We start from the raw sequence: 25,521 nt of genomic DNA, 5'->3' as shown, positions 1-25,521 counted from the left end.
GGCGGGTGAATCTCGAGCGACGGGACCCAGGCGCTCGGCCGCGACGGCGAAAGTCGAAGGCGGAAGCGATGGCGCGCGCTTTGGTAGAACTCGTTCCCGCTTCGCCGAGCGTCGCCGTGGCTGGCAGGGGTCGATACGTTCTCGAGGTTGCCAGGGCTCGGGTGGAGTTCGGCGACGACGTTTCGGTCGAGACGCTGCACCGGGTACTCGAGGCTTTGCGCTCGTGCTGAGCCTTCCTCCGACGGTGCGCGTGTTCGTGGCGGTGGCCCCGCTCGACATGCGCGGCTCCTTCGACGCTCTCGCCGGCGCCGTGCGCGGCATGGGGCTCGATCCGGTCGACGGCCACTTGTATCTCTTCCTCAACAAGCGCAGGCGGATCGCGAAGGCTCTGTGGTTCGACGGGTCGGGCTGGTGTGTTCTCGCCAAGCGGCTCGAGGCTGGGAGTTTTCAGCTTCCGCTGCTGGACGGCGACAAACCGCAGGTGGTGATCGACGGCTCGGCGTTCGCCTCGCTGCTGGCCGGGATCGACTTCACAGCGGCGCGGCGCGGCTGGTACCGGCGGCCTCGATTCGAAAAAGCACGCAAGGGGATCGACACGGATCTCCAGGTATGATCTCTACTCGTCCGTGGACGGCCTGGAAGCGCTGCGCAAGGAGAATGCAGAGGCTCCGCAAGCAGAGCGAGGCCCTCCGCGCGCAAGTCGCGCAGCTCATCGCCGAGCTCGCACGGCTCAACGAGCGCGTCTCGGAGCTGCTCGCCGTAGCACAGCGTAAGCAGCGAAAGGCTCCTGCCCCCGGCGCTGCAGCGCCGCCCGTTGCTCCGCCCGTCGTCGAGGGGAGAAGCCCGGCGCGCTTTCGAGGATCGCCCCAAGGCCCCCGACAAGCCCGCCATCGAGCCTCCGCCGAAGAAGAAGGCGAGGCCCACGGGGCGCAAGCCGATCCCCGGCCACCTCGAAGCCGAAGAGCACGAGCTCCGCCCCGATGCGTGCGGCGAGTGCGGCGGCGCTGCCCTGGACGTTGTCGACGAGCTCGTCGAGGAGAAGCTCCACGTCGTCAAGGAGCACCAGCGCCGGCGCGTGGTTCGTCGCTACACGTGTCGCTGCCGCGCGTGTGGCGAGCGCACGACGCTGCGCTCTCTGCCTGCGCCCTACGAGCGCTCGAAGGTCACGTGCGAGTGGCTCGCGTGGCTCGTCTACCAGAAGTTCTGGCTACTCACTCCGCTCGACCGCATTCGGCGTGACCTCGCCGAGCGCGGCATTCCCGTCGCGATGAGCACGCTCGTGACTTTCATCGAGCGCGCTGCCGACCTGCTGTCGGGTGTCGACGGCTTGCACTGGAAGCAGCTGCTCGCCGGCTCCTGGATGGCCACCGACGGCACCGGGTTGAAGGTCATCATCAAGACTCCCCGCCGCGCACAACGGCTATGTGGAGCTCTATCGAAACCACGAGGTCGCGGTCTTCCAGTACGAGCCCGACAAGAGCGGCCAGGTCGTCGCCGCGAAGCTCAGGCCCTTCCGAGGCACCCTCACCGCCGATGCCGAGCATCGCTTCAATGAAGTCTTCGCCTCAGGCCGCGTGCTCGAAGCCGGGTGCAATGCGCACGGCCGCCGCAAGTTCCGCGACGCAGAAGACACCCAGCCGGTGCTCGCTCTCGAAGGCGGCAAATTCCTGGGCGCGATCTACGGAGAAGAGGGAGAGGCGCAGAAGCTCGGCCTGGTCGGAGAGGCTCTCAGAGAACATCGCCAGCGGTGCATTCGCCCCATCGTCCAGGACTTCGAGCGCTGGCGCGACGCCGTCGAGCCGACGCTCTTGCCCTCCGAGCCGCTGGCGGCGGCGATTCGGTACTACAAGAACCATCGGGACGCGCTCTTCCGCTTCGTCGACGACCCGCTGGTCCCCATCGACAACTCTCCCACCGAGCGCGAGTTCCAGAACGTCGCCAAGCTGCGCCTCAACATGCTTTTCGCCGGCAGCACAGAAGGCGCCCACCGCGCTTGCGTGCTCCTCGGCATCATCGCCACCTGTCGGGCTCAAGGTGTTCCCGCGCAGGCCTATCTCACCTGGGCATTCGAGCGCCTCGGAACCCACCGCGATGTCTTCGCGCTTCCGCTCGAGGCCCTGACCCCGGTCGCGTTCAAGAAGACCCTCGGCTGAGCCCCACGCACGATTCCACGCGCCGCGCATCCCGGCGTCGCTGATCGGTCACCACCCGCCGAACGCCGGCCTTGCCGACTTCACCGCCCGTTCCGCTTCCGCGGGCGAACATTCTGATGCGGCACTCGCCCGCGTCTGCAGCGTCTTGCCGCCTGACGACTTGACGCTCGGCGTTCGCGGGTGAACGTGTGTCTCGTTATTCGGCGAAGAAATTCACGCGATGAAGATCCGCGACGTCATCCAACTTCTCGAGAACGATGGCTGGTCGCAGGTCCGGCAGCGCGGGTCCCACCGACAGTACAAGCACCCGACAAAGCCCGGGCTTGTCACCGTCGCTGGCAAGCCCAGCGATGACCTGGCTGCCGGAACCCTGAACAGCGTGCTAAAACAAGCTGGCCTCCGATGAGATACCTGATTGTCGTCGAGCAGACCGAGACTGGGTTCTCGGCGTATTCGCCAGATCTTCCCGGCTGCGTCGCCGCTGGCCCCACACGCGAAGACACCGAACGTGAGATGGCTGAAGCCGTGGCATTCCACATCGAGGGCCTGCAGGCTGAAGGCCTGCCCCTGCCTTCGCCACACACGTCTTCGACGTACGTTGACGTTCCCGCATAACTCACGTTGCACCCGCCGAACGCCGGCCCTGCCGACTTCGCCGTCCGTTCCGCTTCCGCGGGCGACCACTCTGCTGCGGCACTCGCCCGCGTCTGCTGTGCCGTGCCGACTGACGACTTGACGCTCGGCGTTCGCGGGTGAACGTCATCCCGTTATGCGGCCATGGGCAGGAGCGATGTCCCATCGCGTTGAATCGCTCGCCTTCATGATCTGTTCGCGCTCGCGCCAGGTTGCTTCGACCAGGCGACGCCAGGGCGATGCCGCCGGCACCGGCGGTGCACCGCGGGGGGCGAGGGCACTTGACGCGACCTCCCAGGATGCCGACGACAGCCCAGCAGATGTGGCCTCGACAATTCGGAGCCATCCAGCTACCGTTGATTGATGCGCGGGCGCGGGCGCGGTTTTGTCGGAGCCACCGTTACCCTTGCGCTGACGACCGCTGCGTGCGCGCCGGAAACACCCTTCAGCGTCACGGGAGAACCCGGCAGTCCAACCGTCGCCTACTCACAATCAGAGACAGCGATCAACGTAAGCGTGGTCCCCTCACCCGGAGCGACGGACGAGGTCATCACGATTACGTTCAACGATCAGAACCAGCTAATCAGCTACCCCGACGAGTTCTCGCGTGAGGTCTTCCGTGGCGCGAGCGCGCTTGGTTGGGCGTGGTCCGAGGATCGTGGCGCGACGTGGACGCATGTGCCCCCCATCGACCCACCTCCCGGTTGGGCAGTCCTCTGGGGCGATCCCGCCATTGCGCACGCTTCGCTCGCCCCTTCCTACGTCTTCATTTCGAACGTCGCTGTCCCGGACTCGAAGTTTCCGCAAGTGGGACCGATAGACGGCCCCCTAGACAGCTACCTCGGCGGAGCGTGCATTGCGAGGTCCACTGACGCAGGAAAGACCTTCGCGAACTACGGCTGCGTTTCTCGCAACCAGCACTTCTACGATGGCGGAGCGCTGGCCGTGGGCAACTTCCAGGTCTTCGCCGCGTATTGGGACTTCACTGATGGGCAGACCGACGTTTGGGTGGGAAGCGCCTTCGGGGATGAGCCCGGATTTCAGCTTCTCCCACGTCCGTTCGCGGGGCTTCCGGTCTCCGCTCACCCCCGCCTGGTGTTCGACAACCTGAACCGACTATGGGTTACAACCGCAGTCGGCACCGGTCCGAGCGCGATCCTGGCCGTCAGCATGTGGAACGGGGCCGCTTGGACGACACCCCAAGACGCAGCGCCTGGCGCCACCCTCGATCCCCGGGCGGACGTCCCAATGGGAAACGGATACGTTCTGCGCTCCTCGCCAGAGTTCAGCTTCGACATCGGCCAGGCCATCTCACCGGACGGGTTGCTGCAGGGCGAGGCGCGATTCGTCTTCACCAGGTTCGATCCCGCTACGAACCACCACTACCTCCAGGGTTCGCGATGTTCGTTCTTCCTCGAAACCTGTGAAGTCATTCCTTCCTGGCGAACTTCTCCGACCAGCAGCGACCAGTTCCACCCGGTCATATCCTTCGGCGGCACGAGAATCGTCGGGACGCAGCTCGAGCCGAACTGGACCGTCTCTTACTACGATCGCCTTGAGCCTGACGCGGCGACGATCGCAGTTCGGGCCGGGCGACTTGCCGTCCTCCCGAGCGGTGCACCCGCATTCGTGCCTCGGACCCTCATCGAGAGCCGCCCGGTCTGTCAGGACCGGCGCGGATACTGGGGTGACTACGACGATCTCAAGCCGCTTCCTCGCCAGTCGGTCGCGGAAGCGACGACGTACATCCGCGCTTTTTCGGATTCCACACCGCAGTGCAGTCAGCAATGGGAGTACACGCAAGATCCACTTCATGTGAGCGCGCTCCTCTTCGAATAGCGGCGCTTGTTGCTGTCGGCGCGGTGCTGTGTTCAGCGCTTAGCTGCGGCGAAACCACCACTGATCCTCGGAACGGGGCGGACGCTGGCGTTGATACCGGCGGTGGTGGTGTCGGTTCTGGAGGTTTTGCCGGAACGAGCGGCGGGTCGGGTGGCAGCTCGGCCACGTCTGGCGGAGCAGCGGGCACTGGAGGCGCCTTCAATCCGTGCGACACTGACGCCGCCTCGCCCGGCCAGTACGCTTCATGCTGTCAGGGGAGCCCCTGCTTCGGCTATTGCATCTCCGGCAAGTGCGACTGCTTCGGTGTGAGCGGCGGGTGCAGTCCGCCAGCCCTATGCTGTGCCGGACTCTCGTCCTGCACCGCAGGTTCAACGTGTGCTGGCTCAGGCGGCGGAGGGAGCTGCGCACCAGACGATGGCGTTGGCGCCATCACCGCTTGCTGCGCCGGAGCACCATGCCACGGATGGTGCAATCTCGAGCAAGGCTCAGCGTGTGAGTGTTTTGGGCTCGTCGGCGGCTGCGCGGCGGGCACAGTTTGCTGCAAACAGAAGAAAGGCTGCACATCTCCGGCGGGGTGCAGCATCGGGCGGTGAGCGCTCCTTGCACAAGTATCCGATGCGTAGCCGCATAACTCACGTTCCACCCGCCGAACGCCGGCCTCGCCGACTTCACCGCCCGTTCCGCGCCCGCGGGCGACCATTGATCAGCGGCACTCGCCCGCGTGAGCAGCGCCTTGCCGTCTGCTATGTTCCTGTCTCGGCGTTCGCGGGTGAACGTCATCCCGTTAGGCGGACTCGCCTCCTCACGGACTGAACGCCAGGACCGACCCTGTCATCGGTTCGTTCAAGCTCTCTGCGCCGCCGATGACGTACGCTCGTTCGTGCCACACTACCGTTGCCGCACCGGCACGCGCGACAGGCAGCGACTCACCGTCTTGCCACGTCTCAGTGGCTGGGTCGAACACCTCCACCGTACGCAGCGGCTGGGTGTTGTACTCCCCGACCCCGCCGATCGCGTAGATGCGTCCGCCAAGCACCGCCGCACCGAGGTGAGACCGCGGCGTGGGCATCGGTGGGAGCGTCACCCAGGTGTCGGTGGCTCGGTCGTATCTCTCGAGGGCCGCGCTCGGGTGATTCGTGCTCGCCGATTGCACGTATCCGCCTAGGGCATAGAGCCGTTCCCCGTACACCACTGCAGCAAGCGACGCGCGCGGCGTCGGGAGCACCGCGAGCTCCGACCAGGCTTTGGTCGTCGGGTCGAACTCGAGCGTCTTGCTCAGGATCTGGTTTTCGCTCGAGCCACCGACCAATATCACCCTCCCGCCGAGCGCAACGGCGGCAGCGCTGGTTCGCTGATCACCGAGGTCGGCGATGGGCGCCCACCCGGCAGCTCCAGCGGGCAGCATCCACGCGGTCGTTTGAGCGTGGGAGTCGTACCCATATGAGCCTCCCAGCGCGTACGTGTCTCCGTGCAGCACCGCCACCGCGAGATTGAACCGCGGCTCAGGCAGATCAGCGCCCGAGCTCCACGCATCTGCAGCAGGGTCGTAGATGCGCACGCCCCGATCCAACTTGTCCGTGGGCTGGCGCCCGGCAACGTACACCTGCTCCGCAACCACAGCGGCGGCGTGACCTCCGAGCAACACCGGAGCGTCGGCGCGCGACTCCCAGGCTCCAGTGGTGCCGGGCATATCGTGTTTTGAATCACTGCACCCAAGCAGCGTCACGCAGCAGAGACAGTCACGCACAAACGCCAGGCGGGCCATGATCCAATACTGTGCCCCGGAGCAGCGGCCGACAAGATTGGCGGCTGCGCAAGAACTGCCGTCTAACTGCCGTTGCACCCGCCGAACGCCAGTCTTTCCGACTTCACCGTCCGTTCCGCTTCCGCGGGCGAACATTCTGATGCTGCACACGCCCGCGTCTGCAGCGCCTTGCCGACTGACGACTTGACGCTCGGCGTTCGCGGGTGAACGTGTGTCTCGTTGATATGGAACGACCCGTCAAGCTCACGAGGGTCTGTTCGGTAGGATCTGCTTTCGTTGTCGAGAGTGAAGCGGACGAGACGGTGGTCGAGGTGGGCGTTATCGACGGTTGATCACGCTGATATCCGAGGGTCGAGCTGAGCTCGCCTCATGTTCATGGTCCGTCGGGAGCTGCCTCTGACTAGGCTCGCGGGTCGGAACCGCATAACGAATTCGAGGATTCTCCGTGCCGTTGCCGGGCTCGACCACTGACTGATCCGGTTCACCGTTCTGGCGCCCGGTTAGGCGCTGCGCTCCTTTCTCTTTTCGGCCTCGACGCCGATGGCCCAGATGAAGCCGACGAGCTCGCGGGCAATCGCGATGACGACCTTGCCGGCTGGCTTGCTCCTACTGGTCAGTCGCGAAAATCGTCGATGCAGTCGCTCTTGAGCCTTCCAGGCGATGGCAGCGACTTGTGGCGTGAGGGACCCCTGAAGCTGCTTCTGGCGCACGTTCAGCTTGGGCCGATGCCTGTAGTGCCATGCCGCTTCGACCAAGACCCGGCGAAGATGTGCGTTGCCGGCCTTGGTGATCGCACCGCGACGGTCTCGAGCGCCACTCGAGTGCTCCGAGGGCACCAGGCCGGTGTAGCTCATCACCTGGGGGGCACACGTGAACCTGGCGAACGTCCCTAGCTCGGTGGCAAGCGTAATGGCGGTGATCTTCGCAACGCCGCGCAGCGCTTGGAGCGCGTCGATGACTGCCTTCATTTCCGTCGGCGCAGTCAGCACAGCTTCGTTGATTGCGCTTTCCAAACGCACGAGCCGTTGGGCTTCGTGGTCGACGGCTAGAATGTAGTCGAGCAGAGTGACGTTCTGCGCAGCGTACGGCAGCGTCAACCCTCGAACCCATTGCCACCACGTCACTGTCCACGGGCCGCGGCAGCCCTCTGCCTGTCGCTGGCCGTTCCGCAGCAGGTACTTGCTCAGCCGATGCTTCCCTCGCAGCTCGTCCTTCTTCGCCGCCTCACGAGCGCGAACCAAGTCCCGCAGCGCCTCGTGCTCAGCATTGGGGACCCAGACCGCTGTGAGATCTCCGCTGCGGTACGAACGCGCGAGCTTTTCGGCGTCGCGTCGATCCGTTTTGACTCGGTCGCCCGGCTTGGTCGGGATCAACGATGGCGCCACCACCTCGCATGCCACGCCCAACTTCGTGAGCTGCCAGTACAAGACGTACCCGGTCGGGCCCGCCTCGTAGCAAACGCGGAGACTGCTCGCGTCGCCGAGCTTGCCGATGAGGCGGCGGATGGCCTCAGGCCGATTCGCGATGGTCCCCAAAGACCTCGCGACACCGCGACCCTCGACGATCGCTACTGAAATCGTTTCCGCGTGGACGTCCATGCCGACGTATCGTGTAACCTTGCCCATGACCGGCTCCTTTCACGTGTAGCTCTGCGTGCTGCCCTGCACGTAACCTACGACTTCGTGAACTCGAGCCGGTCGTTCCATTCTGACTAGGCGGACGCTGTGGTGGTCGTCGCTGCAACCGCGTCGCCAGGACGTTCAATGTCATAGCGACGTTTGACGAGTGGCGCGACGCGTGTCAAAGCGCGCCCGAGATGGCCTCACATCCCGAAATCGCCCTCGACACGAACGTGCTGCTCGACATTCTGTCTTGGCATGATCTCATGACGACCGTCGATCGGTTGCATGCCCACCGTGGCGACGACGTGATGCTCGACCCGGCGGTAACGTATCGGCTTGCTCGCGCACGCGAGTCCACGCTGCTCGCCATTTATCTAAACCGGACCAGGGCGAACACGTACAATCTACTGGGCGAGGGCGTGCGGTTGATGATTCAGCAAGCGCCTCCGGCAGCACCAGGGTCCCCCGCTTGCGGGTACTTCGTTCCCGTCGCACTCCATTTCGTAAAAGACTACCTGTTGCCTGACTGGACCCTGACCGTGGACCCCTATTCAATCGACGACGCGACGGTCCAAAGCGTCGAGACGCTTCCAGGCAACCAGGTCGGAAGTGCGGCTGATCGCGCGCTGCTCGAGTACGCAAAAACCCATGGCGTTCCACTCATCACGAATGAAGGCAATACGCCCCGAGGAATGGAAGCGAGCGGGTTGCGCAAGCTCGCGATCGACCAGGGAGTAGAGGTCTACTCACCACGTGAGTTCTATGAAGGCCACCTTGCCGAAGCAGACGAGATCGAGAGCTTCATCCAGCGTTTCAAGGAAGAGGCTCCGCGTTTTCTGAGAGAGAGGCCCCTCGACTGCGCTGGGGACCAAATGGGCGAGTTACTCGACTACTCACTCGGCTACTACCGGATGATCCTTCTCGGTATCGCTGCGGGCCGGGACGCCCCGGTTCCCGTGAGAACGCTTCCGGTTGCTCCTGCTGCGCCGCCTACACCTGGCGCCGTCTAACTCGCTGCTGCTCCCGCCGAGCGCGGGCATTGCCAACTTCACCGCCCATTCCGCACCGGCCGGCGACACACTGTCTGCAGCACACGGGCCGGCCTCGGTCAGCGCCCCGCCGACTTGCTGACGGCGTGGCCAACAGGTCATTGCAGCAGATGAGCCCCGCGCGCGGGCGCTCCAGGCACCTCTTGAAGTGGTAGGATGCGGCGAGCAACTTGAAATACTGCTCGCCTGTGTCACCGAAGCGATCACGAGTCGACGCGGCAGGGTCAGCGGGATTCTTCGCTTCGCGCAGACCGCGGGAGTGGGACTCCTGGCGGACGTCCTGATTGATGCTCCAGCAGCGAGCGTGCTCCGCGACGCACTTGGTGCCCAGCATCACCCGTACGGTCTCGTCGTTGGCACGGACCAGGACGCTCTGGCTGACCAGACGCCACGGGACCGAGTACCTGTTGCGGTCGCAGGGGACTCGAAACGTCTTGGTTACCGTTGCCGACTCGACATCGTCGGTATCGAAGGGCGTCGCAGGCAGCGGTCTGAGCCGCGCGCGCTCCTCGTGCTCGAAGACGAGCTCGGGCACCTTGCCGGTTTCGGCGTGCTCTCGGAGATTGCAGAGTCGTCGCGCCACGCGCTCCCCTGGGCATTGAGGTCGAGCAAGCTCGAGAAGCGTCGTCCCGTCCAGAAGCGATCTCGGACGAAGTGGATCGGGCGCTCGACTCGGCCCTTGGCCGCAGCGTGCCCCGGCGAGCAGGCGAACGACGGCAAAACCGCCGCGTGCGACGGCGTAGGAGAGCATGTGGGGGGGTTGAAGCGAGTCGGGCCCGAGCGCGGGTGCTCCAGCACCACCGTCTTCATGTTGTCGAAGATGTCGACGGTGGTGGCGCCCTGGAAGAATTCCAGCGCGCGGTCCATGCAGCGAAGGAAAGAGCCCATCTGCTGGCTGAGCACGAATTCCAGGTACAAGCGCCGCGAGTAGCAGAGCACTGCCACGAAGGCGCTGACGCGCCGAGGCACGCCCGGGATCGCGAAGCCGAAGTCTGCCCAGTCGACCTGCATGGCCTCACCCGGCGCAAAGTCCAGCGTGAGAAATGCATCTCGCGGTGTCGTTGGCCGCAGCGCTCTCACGCGGCTGCGCAAGATGCTGAGCCCGCCGGTGTAGCCCAGTGGACGAAGCCGCTCGAGGATCTGCGGCGCACGAAGCTCCGGCGAGCCTTCGATCATCGACTCGATCTTCCGAGCGAACGGATCGAGCAGCGAGGGTCGCGGCGCCGGATTGGATGTTTCACGCGGGGGCAACTTGCCCAGATGGCGCCGCACTGTACGCCTGGCGAGCCCCAGCCGGCGCGCGATCGCCCGGATGCTCAGCCGCTCCAAGTAGTGAAGGCGCATGACCTCTGCCCGCACAGCGTCAGCGTCGATGGCCATCAGAACGGGATGTCGCTGTCGTCGATGTCAGCGGGAGCGAGCGCGTCGAGCACCGCCGTGCGGTAGCTCTCGAGCGCACGGCGAAGCGGGGCGATCCGCCTCACGAGATTGCGCGCCTTGCGAACCGAGCGCGGAGCGCGACGCCAGGGCGCGGAGGCGTCGTCGATCAGAGTCGGATGCGCCGCGACGAGTGCGCGCGTCGTGATGAGCAAGAGCACTTCGAGCGACTTCAGCGTCGCGAGCTCGGGCGCTTGCGCCAGTGTCTCGGGGTGGAGGGTGGATCTCATGGGCCGATTGCACGTTGCGCCGGTCGTCCGTGACGAGCCTGGCGCGTGACATCCCGTCCACGAAAACCCGGATAATCCGCATCATCTCCGGCGGTTATGGCGCGAGGGTGGCGCGTGACACTGCCCCCGGCGGTCCGGTTTCTGTCCACGAAGAGGCAGCTGATCGAGCCAAAATCCTGGGCAATCCTCGCTCGAGGGTGGCGCGTGACAGCTCCAAAGCGCCGTCCACGAAAGCGCGCAATTCGAGCTGCAATTCCAGGGACTTCCGCCGCGAGGTGGCGCGTGACAACCCCGCTCGCGCAGCCGCTGGCGGCGCTCCTGCTGGCGCAATCGCGCATCGACCCGATGCAGCAGCGGAGCCTTGTGTCGGCGGCGTCGAGCGAGCTTGCGACGCCGAGAAGCGCGGCACGCCTTGCTACAGACTCGCTGCCCCAGCTTCGCCGAAGCCGCTGGCTGGAACCACCTGCGACACTCCGTGCACCGTTTCGCTTCTCGGCCCATGCCGACCAGCGTCGCGTCCCACCCCGAGCCCGAGCCAATTCCTGGCACCCATCACGCCACCGACGTCGCCGGACCCGGGTCCCGGTGGTCTCGGTGGGATTGGTGCTCAGTCAGGCCGCTGCTGACACTCTGCCTGTCGCTGGCCGTTCCGCAGCAGGTACTTGCTCAGCCGATGCTTCGCTCGCAGCTCGTCCTTCTTTGCCGCCTCACGAGCGCGAACCAAGTCCCGCAGCGCCTCGTGCTCAGCATTGGGGACCCAGACCGCTGTGAGATCTCCGCTGCGGTACGAACGCGCGAGCTTCTCCGCGTCGCGTCGATCCGTCTTGACTCGATCGCCCGGCTTGGTCGGGATCAACGATGGCGCCACCACCTCGCATGCCACGCCCAACTTCGTGAGCTGCCAGTACAAGACGTACCCGGTCGGGCCCGCCTCGTAGCAAACGCGGAGACTGCTCGCGTCGCCGAGCTTGCCGATGAGGCGGCGGATGGCCTCAGGCCGATTCGCGATGGTCCCCAAAGACCTCGCGACACCGCGACCCTCGACGATCGCTACTGAAATCGTTTCCGCGTGGACGTCCATGCCGACGTATCGTGTAACCTTGCCCATGACCGGCTCCTTTCACGTGTAGCTCTGCGCGCTATCCAGCGCGTAACCTACGACTTCGTGAACTCGAGCCAGTCGTTCCATTCTGACTAGGCGGTCGAGCTACCGCCGGGCGACAAAGTCACGAACGTCCATTCCGATGTCGTGAGCGATCTTCCGGAGGAGACTTGGCGAGATGTCCCGTGAGGCGTGGAACGGGACCGTCGTGACGCGCCCATCCGGGTGACGAAACTGCTTGTGCGACCCGCGCTGGCGAACTTCGGCGAAGCCAAGCCGTTCGAGAATGGCCACGACCTCGCGCGGTTTGAGAACAGGGATGTCTCCCACCTATGCGACCCGAACAGTGTGCGTCCCCACGAACTCGGATTCCAGGCTGGGCTCCCCATCCTCCAGCAGCATCGCGATGACCTCTTGCAAGTTCTCCTGGAGCTCATCCACCGTTGCGCCTTGCGAATGCGCCCCCGGCCACCCTGGCACGTACCCGACGTACAGACCCGTGTCGGCATCGCGCTCGACGACTGCGGTAAAGGCTCGCATGTAGCCGAAAACTACCATGGAAGGTTCACGCCGCCTAACTCACGTTGCACCCGTCGACCGCCGGCCCTGCCGACTTCACCGTCCGTCCCGCGCCCGCGGGCGAACATTCTGATACCGCACGCGCCCGCGTGTGAAGCGCCTCGCGAACCCACGACTTGACGCTCGGCATTCGCGGGTGAACGTGTGTCTCGTTATGCAGCTGGGGCCACGCTACAGCGGAGGCCCGGCGCCCCGACCGCCGTACCACACCGCGGTGATGGTCACCGTCTTGGAGGCCGAATCAACCTCCCAGTACACGTGATACCGGGACGCGCCGATCACGACGCGCCGCACGCCGGGTACTGGCGCAGCGGTGTACTCGGTTCCTAGCTCAGGCCAATCCTCCAGCAAACGCACGGCGGCGTGCAGCTCCTCCTTGAAGAGGCGTGGCGCGGCCGGTCGGTGCTCCACCCACCACTGCTGGATCGCCTCGACCTGCTCCTCGGCAACCAGTGCGAACTCGACCCGGTACCGGCTCATCCGCGCGTGCCGAGCTTCGACAGCACTTCATCCGCAGGTACAACCTCGCGGCGCACCATCTGCTCGTGCCCGCGCGAGAGTGCCGCGTGGAGGCGGGCGCGTGACTCGTCGTCGAGCTCGTCTCCGTCGTCGATGATCGCCACGTCGACCTCAGTGCCATCCGGCGCCTCATACGGCTCGTCCAGCCGCAAGCGTCCGTTTCGCACACGCGCTTTCATGGTCAACATCGAGGCCAAGCCTAGCGTGATGGTCGTCACATCGCCAGCGTCTGTCAGACGCCAAAGCCGAAGCGCATTTCCATGCACTGCATGACTGGCCGTTGCACCCGACGAACGCCGGCCTGGCTTTGCCCCTGCGTCCGTTCCGCTTCCGCGGGCGACCATTCTGATGCGGCACTCGCCCGCGTGAGTAGCGCCACGCGCTCTGCTATCTTAGAGGCCGGCGTTCGCGGGTGAACGTCATCCCGTTATGCAGCTCATGTTGCCCTCAGCCGGACATCGACTGCATGGTTGGGTGCGAGCCAGCGGGTGGTCGCGGCTCGCTTGGATCGGGGTGCTTGGCTGCGTTCCGCTTCCGGCTTTTTCGAACTGCGCCACACGCAGTGCTCCAGCGTGGGCCGCCAGTTCCGACGGCGGGACTGAACACGCTGCGCCGTCGGCGTCGCTCGACGCGGCTCGTGCCGAAGAACCAGGGCCTATTGTCCGTCCTGGCGACGGCGAGATGTACTCCGTCCCGTCGAAACTAGTGTCGCATCTGCTTGCGGCTCTTGGTGAAGGGCGCGCCTTCGTTCTGGAGTACCAGGCGGCGCCTTGGTGCAAGACCGGCAGCTGCCGGCGTTTCGTCGAGGCTCTGCCGGGTGCGGTCGACGCCACGGAGGCCAGGGCGCTTCGGGAATCGAACGACCGCGCACTGGCGGTGATCCAGCTCGAGTGTGAGGGGTCGACAGCGTGTGGGCACTGGTCCGTTCTCCTTCTGAGGTTTGGAGGTTTTGAGTACGGCGAATTCTGGCGGGTTGCCAGCATCACGCGCAGCACAGCCCTGGGGGCCGCCTGGTTGCGCGGTGGCCCATGGGTGCGCGCGGACGCTAGACCCGCGAGACCTGACGCGACCGCGAACGGGAACGAGTTGTCGTCAATCATTCAAGGTTGCTACCTCCGCGCTTTGATGAACGAACGATCCCCGCCGGAGGTGGTAGACTCCGTGCTGACAATTGGTCCAGGAGGCGCGGAGCTCGCCGGCGGCGCCAGCTTGTCGCAGAGCGCAGCAGACTGCCTGAAGCGCGCGCGCAGCCCTGTCCGCGTAGAGTTCGATGTCTCTGTTCGAATGTCAGGCCCGTGATGGCCATAGGGACATCGCGAATCGCCCCGCTAGTTCCCCGCACTGCATAACTCACGTTGCACCCGCCGAACGCCGGCCCTGCCGACTTCACCGTGCGTTCCGCTTCCGCGGGCGACCACTCTGATGCGGCACTCGCCCGCGTCTGTCGCGCCTTGCCGACTGACGACTTGACGCTCGGCGTTCGCGGGTGAACGTGTGTCTCGTTATCCGGCCGAAAAGGCGCCCAACTGATTATGCGCACGCGAGCTCACATCGCTGTTGCCATCGTTGCGTTCGCTGGCGCCTGCTTCAGTGCCTCCGCAATCGCCATGGTCGGTTCCTTCGCCGCGTCTCCCGGGTACTCGGCCGACCGCGCGCACCGCAACCTCTCGCTCTGGTACGGCGCCTTCTTGTTCACGACCGTTACGTTTGCCGTGTCGGCGGTGCTCGCATACCGTTCTCACGCGCGCAGTCGCGCCGCCGCAGAGCGGAAGTGATCTCCCACCACGACTGTCGCCGTGGCGACTGTCGCCGTCTAACTCGACGTTCCACCCGACGAACGCCGGCCATGGCGAGTTTCACCGTCCGTTCCGCGCCGGCGGGCGACCACTCTGTCTTCGGCACTCGCCCGCCTCTGCAGCGCCTCGCGCTCTGCTACGATGTTCCTGGCGTTCGCGGGTGAACGTCATCCCGTTAGACGGACCCAGCGACCCAGCCGCTGCGCCCGTGCTTTGGAAATGGCGCCTGCGATTGGCGGGCCGCCCACGCGGTGGTACCCTCCAGCTATGTCGTCGCTGCGCGCACGTGTTCAAAGCGGTCGACTCGTTCTCGACGAGCCCACCGAACTCCCCGAAGGCACCGTGCTCGACCTCGTGGTTGACGACGAAGGTGACGAGCTCGACGACAGCGAGCGCGCTGTGCTGAGCAAGGCAATCACCCAAGCGTGGAGCTCGGTGAGCGCCGGTCGCGCTCGTCCTGCGCACGAAATTCTCGATCGTCTCGCAGCAAAACGCTGATGGCGACCGTCGTCACGGCGCCTGAAGCCGACCGCCAACTCGAGGCCATCGACGATTGGTGGCGCTTCAATCGCCAAGCGGCACCCAATCTATTTTTCGAGGAATTCCGCGCAGCGGTTGCAAGTCTGGACGCCATGCCGCGTCTCGGGCGCCGCATCGCGCACCCGGACGTACCGTTCCTTCGCCGCACACTGCTCCGCGCAACTCGCTATCAGGTCTACTATGTAACCGACGGCGACATGGTCATGATCCTCGCCGTCTGGAGCGCCGTGCGGGGCGCCGGTCCCGATCTGGGTCAGGTCACATTTCACGGAGCCGCCTAACTCACGCCCTGAGGCGGACCGCAAGCCCTACTGAGCTTGCTGCACCGCAAACGCGAGCAGGGGGGAGCCACGCTTTTGGAGTGCGGTCAGGTAGCGTGATTCGTCGTAGCGGGTTCGGTCGAGCCAGCAGCGGTGAATGATTCGGATCCATTTGAAAGCGAGGGAGCGGACTGCGGCGTTGTGTGACGAGCCCTTGGCGCGCTGCTTCTCGTAGAAGGCCTTGGCCCAAAACGAGCGCGGAATGGTCTGCTCGGTCCACTCGACGAAGGTTTGGCGGAGGAACTTGGTGCAGGCGTAGCGCCAATGGACCCAGCTCTTGTTCCCGCTGCGCTCGGTGACCGGCGCGATGCCCATGCACTTCTGGACGGCAGCGGCGGTGGGGAACCGCTCGCGACGCTCGCCGAAGGCAGTCAGCAGTCGAGGAGCCAGCGCAGGACCGGCTCCAGGGAGCGAGTCGAAGAGCTCGAAGTCGGGCAGCGACTGGGCCAAGGTCGCGATCCTGACGTCGAACTGCTCGATGGCGGCGCAGACGGCACGGAGCTGCGGCAGAAGGAGCTGGACCATGAACCGAGCGGGCTCGATGGCACCAGCGTCGGTCGTGAGCGGCCGTTCGCTGTGGAGCTCTTCGAGGCGGCGGTCGATGACGGCCTTCTGTCGAACGTTGTGGCCGTGGAAGAACGCGACCACGGTCTCGCGGCGAGCTCTCTGGGCGTCCTGGAGGGTCGGCCAGCGCTCGATGAAGTCGATGAACACGTCGGTCCACTTGTCGCGAAACCAGCCCAGAACCTGCGGGTAATAGGCCTTGAGTGCAGCCGTGATGCGGTTGGTGATGCGCACCCGGTCCTCGACGAAGGCGCGGCGTTCGGCGACGAGACGGCGGAGCTGTCGCATGGGAGCGCTTTCCCGTTTGAGTGGCGGAAGCTTCTCCGGATGGCGCAGCAGCAGCTCCAGGATCAGCTCTGCGTCGGTGGGGTCGTCCTTTGCGTTGCTGGGCACGAAGGTCTTGCGGTAGCCGGCGACGGTGCCGGGCCTCACCGGGCAGACGACGATGAAGTCGTGCTCGAGCAAGGCCGAGACGATCGGGCCTTCCTCGAGCTCGACGGCCACGGCGACCGGGGCACCGGCGAAGCGCTCACGGAGTCGAGCAATCCACGCTTCAAGAGCGGCCGGGCGGTGAGGAACGACCTCGCGCTCCAGACCCTCGTTGCCAGGGACACTGAGGCAGACATCGTGCTTCTTGTCGGCCCAGTCCAACCCGATGAATGCGGCAAATTCGTCGAGACTTTTCTGCATGCGACCTCCTCGGCTATTCTTCTGGTCGGGACATGCAGCGGCCGCGCCCAGCGAAGGCAATATGGTGAGCCGGTTCGAGCGGCTTCCCCTGAGGATTCGTTACAGGCGAGGCACACCCACGGGTTCGAATGCGAGTTAGAGAGCATCAACTGCTCGACGTTGCAGATTCGTAGCCCGCGGGTGCATGTCCCGCTTTCCATCCTCCGGTCTGAGCAGAAGTCTGAGAAGCAGAACGGAGCGGCCATAAGGACGTTGCAGCGTGACCGATCAGCGACGCCGGGATGCGCGGCGCGTGGAATCGTGCGTGGGGCTCAGCCGAGGGTCTTCTTGAACGCGACCGGGGTCAGGGCCTCGAGCGGAAGCGCGAAGACATCGCGGTGGGTTCCGAGGCGCTCGAATGCCCAGGTGAGATAGGCCTGCGCGGGAACACCTTGAGCCCGACAGGTGGCGATGATGCCGAGGAGCACGCAAGCGCGGTGGGCGCCTTCTGTGCTGCCGGCGAAAAGCATGTTGAGGCGCAGCTTGGCGACGTTCTGGAACTCGCGCTCGGTGGGAGAGTTGTCGATGGGGACCAGCGGGTCGTCGACGAAGCGGAAGAGCGCGTCCCGATGGTTCTTGTAGTACCGAATCGCCGCCGCCAGCGGCTCGGAGGGCAAGAGCGTCGGCTCGACGGCGTCGCGCCAGCGCTCGAAGTCCTGGACGATGGGGCGAATGCACCGCTGGCGATGTTCTCTGAGAGCCTCTCCGACCAGGCCGAGCTTCTGCGCCTCTCCCTCTTCTCCGTAGATCGCGCCCAGGAATTTGCCGCCTTCGAGAGCGAGCACCGGCTGGGTGTCTTCTGCGTCGCGGAACTTGCGGCGGCCGTGCGCATTGCACCCGGCTTCGAGCACACGGCCTGAGACGAAGACTTCATTGAAGCGATGCTCGGCATCGGCGGTGAGGGTGCCTCGAAGGGCCTGAGCTTCGCGGCGACGACCTGGCCGCTCTTGTCGGGCCTGTACTGGAAGACCGCGACCTCGTGGTTTCGATAGAGCTCCACATAGCCGTTGTGCGCGGCGGGAGCTTCTTGATGATGACCTTCAACCCGGTGCCGTCGGTGGCCATCCAGGAGCCGGCGAGCAGCTGCTTCCAGTGCAAGCCGTCGACACCCGACAGCAGGTCGGCAGCGCGCTCGATGAAAGTCACGAGCGTGCTCATCGCGACGGGAATGCCGCGCTCGGCGAGGTCACGCCGAATGCGGTCGAGCGGAGTGAGTAGCCAGAACTTCTGGTAGACGAGCCACGCGAGCCACTCGCACGTGACCTTCGAGCGCTCGTAGGGCGCAGGCAGAGAGCGCAGCGTCGTGCGCTCGCCACACGCGCGGCAGCGACACGTGTAGCGACGAACCACGCGCCGGCGCTGGTGCTCCTTGACGACGTGGAGCTTCTCCTCGACGAGCTCGTCGACAACGTCCAGGGCAGCGCCGCCGCACTCGCCGCACGCATCGGGGCGGAGCTCGTGCTCTTCGGCTTCGAGGTGGCCGGGGATCGGCTTGCGCCCCGTGGGCCTCGCCTTCTTCTTCGGCGGAGGCTCGATGGCGGGCTTGTCGGGGGCCTTGGGGCGATCCTCGAAAGCGCGCCGGGCTTCTCCCTCGACGACGGGCGGAGCAACGGGCGGCGCTGCAGCGCCGGGGGCAGGAGCCTTTCGCTGCTTACGCTGTGCTACGGCGAGCAGCTCCGAGACGCGCTCGTTGAGCCGTGCGAGCTCGGCGATGAGCTGCGCGACTTGCGCGCGGAGGGCCTCGCTCTGCTTGCGGAGCTCTGCATTCTCCTTGCGCAGCGCTTCCAGGCCGTCCACGGACGAGTAGAGATCATACTTGGAGATCCGTGTCGATCCCCTTGCGTGCTTTTTCGAATCGAGGCCGCCGGTACCAGCCGCGCCGCGCCGCTGTGAAGTCGATCCCGGCCAGCAGCGAGGCGAACGCCGAGCCGTCGATCACCACCTGCGGTTTGTCGCCGTCCAGCAGCGGAAGCTGAAAACTCCCAGCCTCGAGCCGCTTGGCGAGAACACACCAGCCCGACCCGTCGAACCACAGAGCCTTCGCGATCCGCCTGCGCTTGTTGAGGAAGAGATACAAGTGGCCGTCGACCGGATCGAGCCCCATGCCGCGCACGGCGCCGGCGAGAGCGTCGAAGGAGCCGCGCATGTCGAGCGGGGCCACCGCCACGAACACGCGCACCGTCGGAGGAAGGCTCAGCACGAGCGCAAAGCCTCGAGTACCCGGTGCAGCGTCTCGACCGAAACGTCGTCGCCGAACTCCACCCGAGCCCTGGCAACCTCGAGAACGTATCGACCCCTGCCAGCCACGGCGACGCTCGGCGAAGCGGGAACGAGTTCTACCAAAGCGCGCGCCATCGCTTCCGCCTTCGACTTTCGCCGTCGCGGCCGAGCGCCTGGGTCCCGTCGCTCGAGATTCACCCGCCACGCATTCAGAGACCGCCCGTCGATGTCGTGCGCCCGGGCCCACTCTCCGGCGCTCAGGCCCTTCCGCTTCGCTGCGGCCAGGCACCGGCGCGCCTCTGCCTCGTCCTCGATCTTCCGTCCACTTGCCACTGATAACCTCCGCTTCGCAGCCGAGCCTGGCGGCCACGTCCGCGGAAATCATCCCGGTGTCGCTGATGGGTCACGTTGCAGCAGACGAACGCCGGTCTTGCCGACTTCACCGTCCGTCCCGCGTCCGCGGGCGACAACACTGATGCGGCACTCGCCCGCGTCTGTTGCGCCTTGCCGACTGACGACTTGACGCTCGGCGTTCGCGGGTGAACGTGGTTCCGTTAGGCGGACTGAAGGACCACTCGATGAGAATCGACCTTCTCTAGTCCCGCTCATAGAATGCAGCATACGGGGCACAAATGAGCGACTTCTCGAAGGCCGTCTACCACCAGCTCGTGATCAGCGCCTCAAATCCTGAGACGGAGATCTGGCTCGGCGATGACGACGGACACTTCGTCCAAAAAGCGGTCGGCGAGCTTCGAACGAGTCTGATGCCCGGCGACTACACCGTCGAGTTTGGGCTCGGCACCCAGACGTACCCGGTCTCGCTATCCGGTCCGGCCCGGTACATGCAGGCGCACCTGGTGGCGGGCCCGACATGCCCGCGGCCGATCCCGCACGGTGCATGAATCATCGTCCACGGTGATCTGGTTGCCCTCGCTGAAACCGAGGTGCTCGACGTGATTGCAGTTGGGCCCCTCGTGGTTGCACCGCTCTGGCAGCGGAGCCGCCTGACGAGTTAGCGCCTTCAGACGTTGATCGCGCGGAGATCTGAGCTATCCTGCCTGGCGTGAGTTCCGACGAGTTGCTCTCCGCCGTGCTCGCTCTACCGCGAGCAGAACGAGCCAAGCTGGCTCAGGACTTGCTCCGTAGTCTGGACGAGTCGCAAGACGCCGATCTCGACGCCGTTTGGGCCGTGGAGATCGCGCGCCGTGCACGTGAGGTTTCTGTGGGGACAGTGAAACCCGTCGATCTCGAAGTTGCCCGTGAGCGGATCGCCAATCGTCTCAAAGCGCGTCGTGCTCAGCGTTAAGCTCCATCCCGAAGCCGAAGAGGAGCTCTTTCAGGACGCTGCTTGGTACGACGACCAGCGCAGTGGTCTGGGCGACGCTTTCCTGGAAGAGGTCTACAGGTGGTTCGACATCATTTCGGGGGCGCCGCAGGTTTGGCCGCTCTGGCCGGGAATCCCAGGCGAGGTATCTCCGCCGATTCAACGCGTAGTTGCGGATCGGTTTCCCTACAAGATCGCGTACCAAGAGCTCGCCGACCATGTCTTGGTTGTCGCGGTCGCGCACAGCAGTCGTGAGCCGTTGTACTGGGCAGCTCGGATCACGCAGTGAGCTGCCGCCTAACTCACGTTGCACCCGCCGAACGCCAGCCATGGCGAATTTCACCGTCCGTTCCGCTTCCGCGGGCGACCAAACTGATGCGGCACTCGTCCGCGTCTGTTGCGCCTTGCCGACTGACGACTTGACGCTCGGCGTTCGCGGGTGAACGTGGTTCCGTTTCTATAGCGGGCGACGTCAAGGAAAGATCTGTCCGTCCGCTGGACGCTGAGGTCGCGGCGTCGCGGTGTCGACGTGTGGGGCTCGGCATGGACGTGTCGAGTAGGTCGAAGCATTCCTTCGGTGCTCCTGATTCTGCGGTCGGTGCTGGTGCTGAAGCAGTTACGCCTTCGTCTTGAAAGGAAAGCGGTTCGGTGTAACCACGACCGGAACCAGGCGTGCCACCCGAACGGGTCCGAACCCGGGAGCGGTTTCGAGGAGCCGGCTGACCGCGTGCAGACGTGACTCGGCAACCAGTTGGGCGCCGGCGGCTTCCTTCAGCTCCACCAGGTGATCGAGCTCGCGGTACAGGAGCTCGACCGCGGCCTGGTTCGCAGACGGTAGCTGTTTGACCCACTCGTGGCGGCTCGGTCCTTAGACTCGCTTTCCTTGGGTCGCGATCCCACGCGACCGGTACACGGCCTTGATGCGATTCTTCGTCCGTGCAACGTCCCCGCGAATCATCTCGTAGGTGTGAGCCAGTGCTCGAAGCCGCGAGTACTGCCGCGGCGCCTTGAACACCCGGCAGGCGTACTTGCCGAGCCGAAGCCCATCCGCCAACGCGAAGGCATCTCGCTTGTCGCTCTTTTGCCCTTGGTTGCGCTGACTCTCCTGAATCACCACGAGCTCGTCAGCGTGCGCCGACAGAACCTCGTAGAGCCACGCGCTCTGGGTTCCCTCCTCGAGGCAGACGTGTCGAGGCCGCGCGATGGCACGGATTGCCTCGATGATCGCCGCCCCGTTCGTCTCCACCACCTGCGTGCCAAGCCTGCGCCCGCTCGGTCCCACCACCGCCACCGTGCAGCTGTTGGCATGCACATCCAGACCGATGTACCTATCCATTGGCGTCCTCCTCCGGCGTTGTCGTTTTGCGTGACAACTCAACGGTGGATGTCGGGGGTTCTGGACGCCACTCTCCCCTCGCGATCATCGCCGCGGGCTCGACCTGCGACACCATCCCGCTATGATGCTTATCCGCCCGCAGTCGATGAAGCTCCACCGCTTGTCCTGCGCTATCAACCGAAGCACACTCCGCTGGCAATGCAGTTCGAGTGGGACGACGCCAAGGCTGCCGCCAACTTCGAGAAGCACGGCGTTTCTTTCGAGGAGGCATCGACGGCGTTCGGCGACCCCCTCTCGGTCACCATCGGTGACCCCTCGCACTCGATCGAGGAGCACCGATTCGTCCTCATTGGGGTGACCTTCTCCGGGAATCTGGTGGTCGTCGTCCACGCCGAGCGGGACGAGAACACCCGTCTCATCAGTGCTAGACTGGCCACACGTCGAGAGCGTCATGACTACGAAGCGGGATGACCAGGACGAAGACCTGCTGCCTGAGTACGACTTTTCGAAAGGCGTGCGCGGCAAGTACGCCAGCCGTTTTGCGGCTGGCACCAACGTCGTCGTGCTCGATCCCGAGCTCGCCAAACACTTTCCGACCGCCCAAGCGGTGAACGACGCACTTCGTCTGCAACTCGAGGCTCGCAAGAAGGCGGGCGGCGTATAACTCACGTTGCACCCGCCGAACGCCGGCCTTGCCGACTTCACCGTCCGTTCCGCTTCCGCGGGCGAACATTCTGATGCGGCACTCGCCCGCGTCTGCAGCGCCTTGCCGACTGACGACTTGGCGCTCGGCGTTCGCGGGTGAACGTGTGTCTCGTTATGCAGCCTCTGTTCCGAGCGGAGAAAGCGCAGCGCCTCGAGCGCACAGCGCCGTGCCGACGGTTGAGCTCGAACGTCTCTCGCGCATCCGGCCGCGTCTTGCCGAGCCCCAGCCGTCGTCGGCTCTGAGCGCATTCAGGTTCCGGCGCTCGCGCAGCCTCTTCGGGTTGCCCGGCGAGGAGCTCAGCCTTTATGCTGGAGATAATACCCATGGGCATCTTCCACGTTCGCTGGGCTCGCGTGACGATCATTGCGGCGGCTCTCGGGCTCGCGTTCGGCCCGGGCTGCAGTGACTCCTCGGAGCCGGACCCGGGGTCGGGCGCTTCGACGACTCGGACCGCGACCATCGGGCCCGAAGGTGGCGCGCTGACGTCCGCGGACGGTCGGCTACGCTTGGACGTACCTGCTGGGGCACTCGCGTCTGCCACGTCGCTCAGCGTGGCGTCCGCCGCCGCGCCCCCCGCTGGCGGCGTCGGGCCGGCCTACGATCTCTTGCCGCACGGCACGACGTTCGAGGCCCCCGTCTTTCTGCGCCTCCAGCTCGACGCGCCGGCTACGTCGGGCGATGCGCCGCAGCTCGCCATCGCCATCGACGGCGAGTGGGTGCTCGTTCCGGGTTCGGGCACGACGGAAGACGGGACCGCCGTCGTGGGCGCGACGAGCCACTTCTCCACGTACGGAGCCGCCAAGCCGAAGGCCGGTGAGGCGAAGACGGCGGGAGATCCTTGCGCGTGCGACCCGAAGGCGTGGATGACCTGCTGCAACTCGGCGACGCCGCAGAACCTTCTCCCGCCCTACACTTGGGGTGGCACGAGCTCCGGTGCATGCTGGTGCGCGAACGCGCCCGAGTACGGCCTGCTCGACTGTTACCAGAGCAAGGCGGGCTTCGAGTTCATGGGCGGCTGCACCAAGTGCGAGCGCGATTGCTGCAAGGCCGCCAAGGGCTTCACGTACGCGAACGCCGGAGCCTGCTACTGCAGCCAACCCACCGCGGCGAAGTGCCTGCAGGCGTGTGCCGCCTCGAAACAGGACAAGACGAAGTGCGAGCTCGCGAGCTCGGGCACCGGCGGGAGCGGCGGCACCGGCGGGAGCGGCGGCACCGGCGGGAGCGGCGGCACCGGCGGGAGCGGCGGCACCGGCGGCTTGACCGGCTCGGGCGGCAGCGGCGGAACGTCCAGCGGAGGGAGCGGCGGTGGGACTTGCGCGCTTTCTCTCAGTGAGAGCTTCGACAGCTCCCCGTTCACCGGAACGGCGTGGGGAGCCTTTGGCTCACCCCTGCCTCCCACTCAGACCTCGGACTTCAAGATCGTCTGGGACTTGGGTGCCATCGGGTCGGGCGCGGGCCACGTTCGCTTCCAGAGCGCGGGCGTCGCCACGGTCGGGTTGACCGCGGGCTTCGTGTCCCCATGGCTCGACGCTTCCGGTTGCAGCAAGGTGACCGTGTCGTTCCGACAGGTGCTGAGCGGCTCCAGCTCCGATGGCGGCGGGGGGATCATGCCCTTTTTCGGGATCGTGGATGACCTCGACCTGGTCATGGGGTGGGAGGACCAGGCCCTCTACGACTTCATGCACACGGACACGTCGCAGCCGGCGGTCGGTACATTCGTGATCCCGCAGGGCGCATTCCCGGCGAACAAGAAGTTCAGGGCGCGCTGGTATGCCGACCACGTCAGCCCGACGACGCCGGTGCTCTGGGCCATCGACGACGTGGTGATCCAGGGCACGCCCTGAGGGGCGCCGTATGGCCAGACGCAATTCGTGCGATAAGCGCCAAAGCTCACGGCTCGCATGCTGGCTCGTGTTCGGGCTCGCCATTTCTGCGTGCCAGAACGGGGCGGGAGAGCCGAAGGGCCCCGAACGCACCACGACCGACGCCTGCGCCGGGCTCTCGGTCACTGACGGCGCCCGGTGCGAGCGTGTCTCGTTATACAGCCGGAGGAAAGCCTTCCACGTGTTCACGCTCGATGCGTGGACTGCGAGCGTCAGCCCTTGACTGACTAAGCCATTGGCTTACTCTGGCTCGGTGGAGGTCACGTGAGACCCTTCGAAGGACGCAGCCAATCAAAAGAAGCACGGCGTCTCCTTCAAAGAGGCCGCCGAACTCTTCGCGTCGGGCGTCGAGTACCTCGTGATCTTCGACGAGGCGCACTCCGACGACGAGGATCGGTTCACGGCGATCGGTCCGATCAAACGCGGCTTGGTGCTCGTCGTCCACACGGAGGAAGACGAGGACATCGTTCGCATCATCAGCGCCCGATGGGCGTCCAAACGGGAACGCTCTTTGTGCCGCTCTTCTCTGAAAGGCACCCATGACTGACATCCCCGAGCTCACCGAACGGGACTTCGCACGCGCCATTCCAGCTCGCGTTCGCCGACGTCTGATTGCCGGCTTGTTCGAGTCTGGAGATGACGTGGTCGCATTACGCAAGTTCGTGGGGCTGAGCCAGTCGCAATTCGCGCGTGCTGTTGGCATCAGCGTTCATACGCTTCGCAACTGGGAGCAGGGCCGACGGCAACCTGAAGGCCCAGCGATCGCGTTGCTGCGCATCGCCGCCCGCCACCCGAGGATCATCCGGGAAAACCTCAAGTCCGCTGCGTAGTCCCGACCGCTGTCTAACTCACGTTGCACCCGCCGAACGCCGGCCCGCCGACTTCACCGTCCGTTCTGCGGCCGCGGGCGACCACTCTGTCTTCCGCACTCTCCCGCGTGCGTTGCGCCGTGCCGACTGACGACTTGACGCGCGGCGTTCGCGGGTGAACGTGTGTCTCGTTAAACAGCCGCTTCCACGCTACAGCGGTGGCCCTGCGTCCCTGCCGCCGTAGCACACAGCGGTGATCGTGACGGTTCTGGTGACGGCATCCACCTCCCAGTACACGTGATAACGGGACGCCCCGATCACGACGCGCCGGACGCCAGGCATGGGCGCAGCGTTGGACTCCGTTCC

The 25,521-nt window shown here is 65.4% G+C and carries 28 protein-coding genes and 3 pseudogenes; 17 read left to right on the top strand and 14 right to left on the bottom strand.

Annotated elements, in window-relative coordinates; translation table 11 throughout:
* Positions 1 to 244 precede the first annotated feature (244 nt).
* From tnpB (IPI67_20945) to IPI67_20925, 5 genes are all read left to right on the top strand, one after another.
* The gene (gene tnpB, locus IPI67_20945; GenBank protein ID MBK7582651.1) at positions 245 to 613 is read left to right on the top strand and encodes an IS66 family insertion sequence element accessory protein TnpB; all 369 of its coding nucleotides are present in this window, start codon (positions 245 to 247) and stop codon (positions 611 to 613) included.
* A gap of 201 nt (positions 614 to 814) precedes the next feature.
* Positions 815 to 1,555: a transposase gene (locus IPI67_20940; GenBank protein MBK7582650.1), complete on the top strand. Its 741-nt coding sequence runs from the start codon at positions 815 to 817 to the stop codon at positions 1,553 to 1,555.
* 818 nt (positions 1,556 to 2,373) lie between these two features.
* Positions 2,374 to 2,559 carry a type II toxin-antitoxin system HicA family toxin gene (locus IPI67_20935; GenBank protein MBK7582649.1) on the top strand — a complete coding sequence of 62 codons (186 nt, stop codon included), beginning with the start codon at positions 2,374 to 2,376 and terminating at the stop codon, positions 2,557 to 2,559.
* A complete protein-coding gene (locus IPI67_20930; GenBank protein MBK7582648.1) occupies positions 2,556 to 2,768 on the top strand; it encodes a type II toxin-antitoxin system HicB family antitoxin in 213 nt (70 codons plus the stop codon). Before IPI67_20935 ends, IPI67_20930 begins: the two co-directional genes overlap by 4 nt.
* 381 nt (positions 2,769 to 3,149) lie before the next feature.
* Positions 3,150 to 4,625, top strand: a complete 1,476-nt coding sequence (locus IPI67_20925) for a hypothetical protein (protein MBK7582647.1) — start codon at positions 3,150 to 3,152, stop codon at positions 4,623 to 4,625.
* An 802-nt stretch (positions 4,626 to 5,427) separates the two neighbouring features.
* Here IPI67_20925 and IPI67_20920 read toward each other — a convergent pair.
* Together IPI67_20920 and IPI67_20915 are read right to left on the bottom strand one after the other, a co-directional pair.
* The gene (locus tag IPI67_20920) at positions 5,428 to 6,390 is read right to left on the bottom strand and encodes a hypothetical protein (protein ID MBK7582646.1); all 963 of its coding nucleotides are present in this window, start codon (positions 6,388 to 6,390) and stop codon (positions 5,428 to 5,430) included.
* 500 nt (positions 6,391 to 6,890) lie between these two features.
* The gene (locus IPI67_20915; GenBank protein MBK7582645.1) at positions 6,891 to 8,015 is read right to left on the bottom strand and encodes an IS110 family transposase; all 1,125 of its coding nucleotides are present in this window, start codon (positions 8,013 to 8,015) and stop codon (positions 6,891 to 6,893) included.
* Positions 8,016 to 8,206: 191 nt separating this feature from the next.
* Here IPI67_20915 and IPI67_20910 point away from each other — a divergent pair, with 191 nt between their 5' ends.
* Complete coding sequence (locus IPI67_20910; protein ID MBK7582644.1) at positions 8,207 to 9,022, top strand: hypothetical protein; 816 nt, start codon at positions 8,207 to 8,209, stop codon at positions 9,020 to 9,022.
* Between the two features lie 477 nt (positions 9,023 to 9,499).
* Here IPI67_20910 and IPI67_20905 read toward each other — a convergent pair whose 3' ends face one another.
* The 7 genes and pseudogenes from IPI67_20905 to IPI67_20875 form a co-directional block, all read right to left on the bottom strand.
* A complete protein-coding gene (locus IPI67_20905; protein MBK7582643.1) occupies positions 9,500 to 10,441 on the bottom strand; it encodes an IS21 family transposase in 942 nt (313 codons plus the stop codon).
* Entirely contained in the window at positions 10,441 to 10,728 is a 288-nt protein-coding gene (locus IPI67_20900) for a hypothetical protein (protein MBK7582642.1), read from the bottom strand. Before IPI67_20900 ends, IPI67_20905 begins: the two co-directional genes overlap by 1 nt.
* A 640-nt stretch (positions 10,729 to 11,368) precedes the next feature.
* Positions 11,369 to 11,836 (bottom strand): annotated as a pseudogene (locus IPI67_20895) (transposase).
* A gap of 99 nt (positions 11,837 to 11,935) precedes the next feature.
* The gene (locus IPI67_20890) at positions 11,936 to 12,160 is read right to left on the bottom strand and encodes a type II toxin-antitoxin system HicA family toxin (GenBank protein ID MBK7582641.1); all 225 of its coding nucleotides are present in this window, start codon (positions 12,158 to 12,160) and stop codon (positions 11,936 to 11,938) included.
* Entirely contained in the window at positions 12,161 to 12,370 is a 210-nt protein-coding gene (locus IPI67_20885) for a type II toxin-antitoxin system HicB family antitoxin (GenBank protein ID MBK7582640.1), read from the bottom strand.
* 210 nt (positions 12,371 to 12,580) lie between these two features.
* Entirely contained in the window at positions 12,581 to 12,889 is a 309-nt protein-coding gene (locus IPI67_20880) for a type II toxin-antitoxin system RelE/ParE family toxin (GenBank protein ID MBK7582639.1), read from the bottom strand.
* Positions 12,886 to 13,116: a hypothetical protein gene (locus IPI67_20875; GenBank protein ID MBK7582638.1), complete on the bottom strand. Its 231-nt coding sequence runs from the start codon at positions 13,114 to 13,116 to the stop codon at positions 12,886 to 12,888. Before IPI67_20875 ends, IPI67_20880 begins: the two co-directional genes overlap by 4 nt.
* 1,419 nt (positions 13,117 to 14,535) lie before the next feature.
* Here IPI67_20875 and IPI67_20870 point away from each other — a divergent pair.
* The 3 genes from IPI67_20870 (at position 14,536) to IPI67_20860 (ending at position 15,545) form a co-directional block, all read left to right on the top strand.
* Positions 14,536 to 14,703, top strand: a complete 168-nt coding sequence (locus tag IPI67_20870; GenBank protein MBK7582637.1) for a hypothetical protein — start codon at positions 14,536 to 14,538, stop codon at positions 14,701 to 14,703.
* Positions 14,704 to 14,991: 288 nt separating this feature from the next.
* The gene (locus IPI67_20865) at positions 14,992 to 15,222 is read left to right on the top strand and encodes a hypothetical protein (GenBank protein ID MBK7582636.1); all 231 of its coding nucleotides are present in this window, start codon (positions 14,992 to 14,994) and stop codon (positions 15,220 to 15,222) included.
* Positions 15,222 to 15,545, top strand: coding sequence for a type II toxin-antitoxin system RelE/ParE family toxin (locus IPI67_20860; GenBank protein MBK7582635.1), 324 nt, complete (start codon positions 15,222 to 15,224; stop codon positions 15,543 to 15,545). Before IPI67_20865 ends, IPI67_20860 begins: the two co-directional genes overlap by 1 nt.
* A gap of 27 nt (positions 15,546 to 15,572) precedes the next feature.
* On the opposite strand, the gene IPI67_20855 is transcribed toward IPI67_20860, so the two are convergent.
* From IPI67_20855 to tnpB (IPI67_20840), 4 genes and pseudogenes are all read right to left on the bottom strand, one after another.
* Complete coding sequence (locus IPI67_20855) at positions 15,573 to 16,838, bottom strand: IS110 family transposase (GenBank protein ID MBK7582634.1); 1,266 nt, start codon at positions 16,836 to 16,838, stop codon at positions 15,573 to 15,575.
* A 311-nt stretch (positions 16,839 to 17,149) separates the two neighbouring features.
* Positions 17,150 to 17,794 (bottom strand): annotated as a pseudogene (locus tag IPI67_20850) (transposase).
* Positions 17,748 to 18,674, bottom strand: a complete 927-nt coding sequence (locus tag IPI67_20845; GenBank protein MBK7582633.1) for a transposase — start codon at positions 18,672 to 18,674, stop codon at positions 17,748 to 17,750. The pseudogene IPI67_20850 and the gene IPI67_20845 overlap by 47 nt, the downstream one beginning before the upstream one ends.
* A 13-nt stretch (positions 18,675 to 18,687) precedes the next feature.
* Entirely contained in the window at positions 18,688 to 19,056 is a 369-nt protein-coding gene (gene tnpB, locus IPI67_20840; protein ID MBK7582632.1) for an IS66 family insertion sequence element accessory protein TnpB, read from the bottom strand.
* Between the two features lie 673 nt (positions 19,057 to 19,729).
* Here tnpB (IPI67_20840) and IPI67_20835 point away from each other — a divergent pair.
* From IPI67_20835 to IPI67_20825, 3 genes are all read left to right on the top strand, one after another.
* Positions 19,730 to 19,999 (top strand): hypothetical protein, encoded by a 270-nt coding sequence (locus tag IPI67_20835; protein MBK7582631.1) that lies wholly within the window; start codon positions 19,730 to 19,732, stop codon positions 19,997 to 19,999.
* A gap of 161 nt (positions 20,000 to 20,160) precedes the next feature.
* Positions 20,161 to 20,403 carry an addiction module protein gene (locus IPI67_20830; protein ID MBK7582630.1) on the top strand — a complete coding sequence of 81 codons (243 nt, stop codon included), beginning with the start codon at positions 20,161 to 20,163 and terminating at the stop codon, positions 20,401 to 20,403.
* The gene (locus IPI67_20825; GenBank protein MBK7582629.1) at positions 20,390 to 20,710 is read left to right on the top strand and encodes a type II toxin-antitoxin system RelE/ParE family toxin; all 321 of its coding nucleotides are present in this window, start codon (positions 20,390 to 20,392) and stop codon (positions 20,708 to 20,710) included. Before IPI67_20830 ends, IPI67_20825 begins: the two co-directional genes overlap by 14 nt.
* Before the next feature lie 579 nt (positions 20,711 to 21,289).
* On the opposite strand, the gene IPI67_20820 is transcribed toward IPI67_20825, so the two are convergent.
* Positions 21,290 to 21,757 (bottom strand): transposase, encoded by a 468-nt coding sequence (locus tag IPI67_20820; GenBank protein MBK7582628.1) that lies wholly within the window; start codon positions 21,755 to 21,757, stop codon positions 21,290 to 21,292.
* Positions 21,758 to 21,955: 198 nt separating this feature from the next.
* Here IPI67_20820 and IPI67_20815 point away from each other — a divergent pair, with 198 nt between their 5' ends.
* The 5 genes and pseudogenes from IPI67_20815 (at position 21,956) to IPI67_20795 (ending at position 25,176) form a co-directional block, all read left to right on the top strand.
* Positions 21,956 to 22,228, top strand: a complete 273-nt coding sequence (locus tag IPI67_20815; protein MBK7582627.1) for a BrnT family toxin — start codon at positions 21,956 to 21,958, stop codon at positions 22,226 to 22,228.
* Positions 22,209 to 22,421: a hypothetical protein gene (locus tag IPI67_20810; GenBank protein MBK7582626.1), complete on the top strand. Its 213-nt coding sequence runs from the start codon at positions 22,209 to 22,211 to the stop codon at positions 22,419 to 22,421. The genes IPI67_20815 and IPI67_20810 overlap by 20 nt, the downstream gene beginning before the upstream one ends.
* A gap of 365 nt (positions 22,422 to 22,786) precedes the next feature.
* A complete protein-coding gene (locus IPI67_20805; protein ID MBK7582625.1) occupies positions 22,787 to 24,307 on the top strand; it encodes a hypothetical protein in 1,521 nt (506 codons plus the stop codon).
* 316 nt (positions 24,308 to 24,623) lie between these two features.
* A pseudogene (locus tag IPI67_20800) lies at positions 24,624 to 24,893 on the top strand (BrnT family toxin).
* A complete protein-coding gene (locus tag IPI67_20795) occupies positions 24,886 to 25,176 on the top strand; it encodes a helix-turn-helix domain-containing protein (protein MBK7582624.1) in 291 nt (96 codons plus the stop codon). Before IPI67_20800 ends, IPI67_20795 begins: the two are co-directional and overlap by 8 nt.
* Positions 25,177 to 25,521 lie beyond the last annotated feature (345 nt).

It is taken from the genome of Myxococcales bacterium (assembly GCA_016706225.1).
Lineage (GTDB): Bacteria > Myxococcota_A > Polyangia > Polyangiales > Polyangiaceae > JADJKB01.
Note: the sequence above shows the minus strand (reverse complement) of the source record. Positions and strands in the feature narration are given on the sequence as shown.

Coding starts and splice junctions, on each gene's coding strand:
- IPI67_20935 (MBK7582649.1), top strand. CDS start 2,374: ATGAAGATCCGCGACGTCATCCAACTTCTCGAGAACGATGGCTGGTCG.
- IPI67_20900 (MBK7582642.1), bottom strand. CDS start 10,728: ATGAGATCCACCCTCCACCCCGAGACACTGGCGCAAGCGCCCGAGCTC.
- IPI67_20865 (MBK7582636.1), top strand. CDS start 14,992: ATGTCGTCGCTGCGCGCACGTGTTCAAAGCGGTCGACTCGTTCTCGAC.
- IPI67_20925 (MBK7582647.1), top strand. CDS start 3,150: ATGCGCGGGCGCGGGCGCGGTTTTGTCGGAGCCACCGTTACCCTTGCG.
- IPI67_20870 (MBK7582637.1), top strand. CDS start 14,536: ATGGTCGGTTCCTTCGCCGCGTCTCCCGGGTACTCGGCCGACCGCGCG.
- IPI67_20835 (MBK7582631.1), top strand. CDS start 19,730: ATGAGCGACTTCTCGAAGGCCGTCTACCACCAGCTCGTGATCAGCGCC.
- IPI67_20820 (MBK7582628.1), bottom strand. CDS start 21,757: ATGGATAGGTACATCGGTCTGGATGTGCATGCCAACAGCTGCACGGTG.
- IPI67_20930 (MBK7582648.1), top strand. CDS start 2,556: ATGAGATACCTGATTGTCGTCGAGCAGACCGAGACTGGGTTCTCGGCG.
- IPI67_20855 (MBK7582634.1), bottom strand. CDS start 16,838: ATGCAGAAAAGTCTCGACGAATTTGCCGCATTCATCGGGTTGGACTGG.
- IPI67_20810 (MBK7582626.1), top strand. CDS start 22,209: ATGACTACGAAGCGGGATGACCAGGACGAAGACCTGCTGCCTGAGTAC.
- IPI67_20805 (MBK7582625.1), top strand. CDS start 22,787: ATGGGCATCTTCCACGTTCGCTGGGCTCGCGTGACGATCATTGCGGCG.
- IPI67_20915 (MBK7582645.1), bottom strand. CDS start 8,015: ATGGGCAAGGTTACACGATACGTCGGCATGGACGTCCACGCGGAAACG.
- IPI67_20920 (MBK7582646.1), bottom strand. CDS start 6,390: ATGGCCCGCCTGGCGTTTGTGCGTGACTGTCTCTGCTGCGTGACGCTG.
- IPI67_20910 (MBK7582644.1), top strand. CDS start 8,207: ATGGCCTCACATCCCGAAATCGCCCTCGACACGAACGTGCTGCTCGAC.
- IPI67_20860 (MBK7582635.1), top strand. CDS start 15,222: ATGGCGACCGTCGTCACGGCGCCTGAAGCCGACCGCCAACTCGAGGCC.
- IPI67_20880 (MBK7582639.1), bottom strand. CDS start 12,889: ATGAGCCGGTACCGGGTCGAGTTCGCACTGGTTGCCGAGGAGCAGGTC.
- IPI67_20905 (MBK7582643.1), bottom strand. CDS start 10,441: ATGGCCATCGACGCTGACGCTGTGCGGGCAGAGGTCATGCGCCTTCAC.
- IPI67_20875 (MBK7582638.1), bottom strand. CDS start 13,116: ATGTTGACCATGAAAGCGCGTGTGCGAAACGGACGCTTGCGGCTGGAC.
- IPI67_20815 (MBK7582627.1), top strand. CDS start 21,956: ATGCAGTTCGAGTGGGACGACGCCAAGGCTGCCGCCAACTTCGAGAAG.
- IPI67_20885 (MBK7582640.1), bottom strand. CDS start 12,370: ATGCGAGCCTTTACCGCAGTCGTCGAGCGCGATGCCGACACGGGTCTG.
- IPI67_20795 (MBK7582624.1), top strand. CDS start 24,886: ATGACTGACATCCCCGAGCTCACCGAACGGGACTTCGCACGCGCCATT.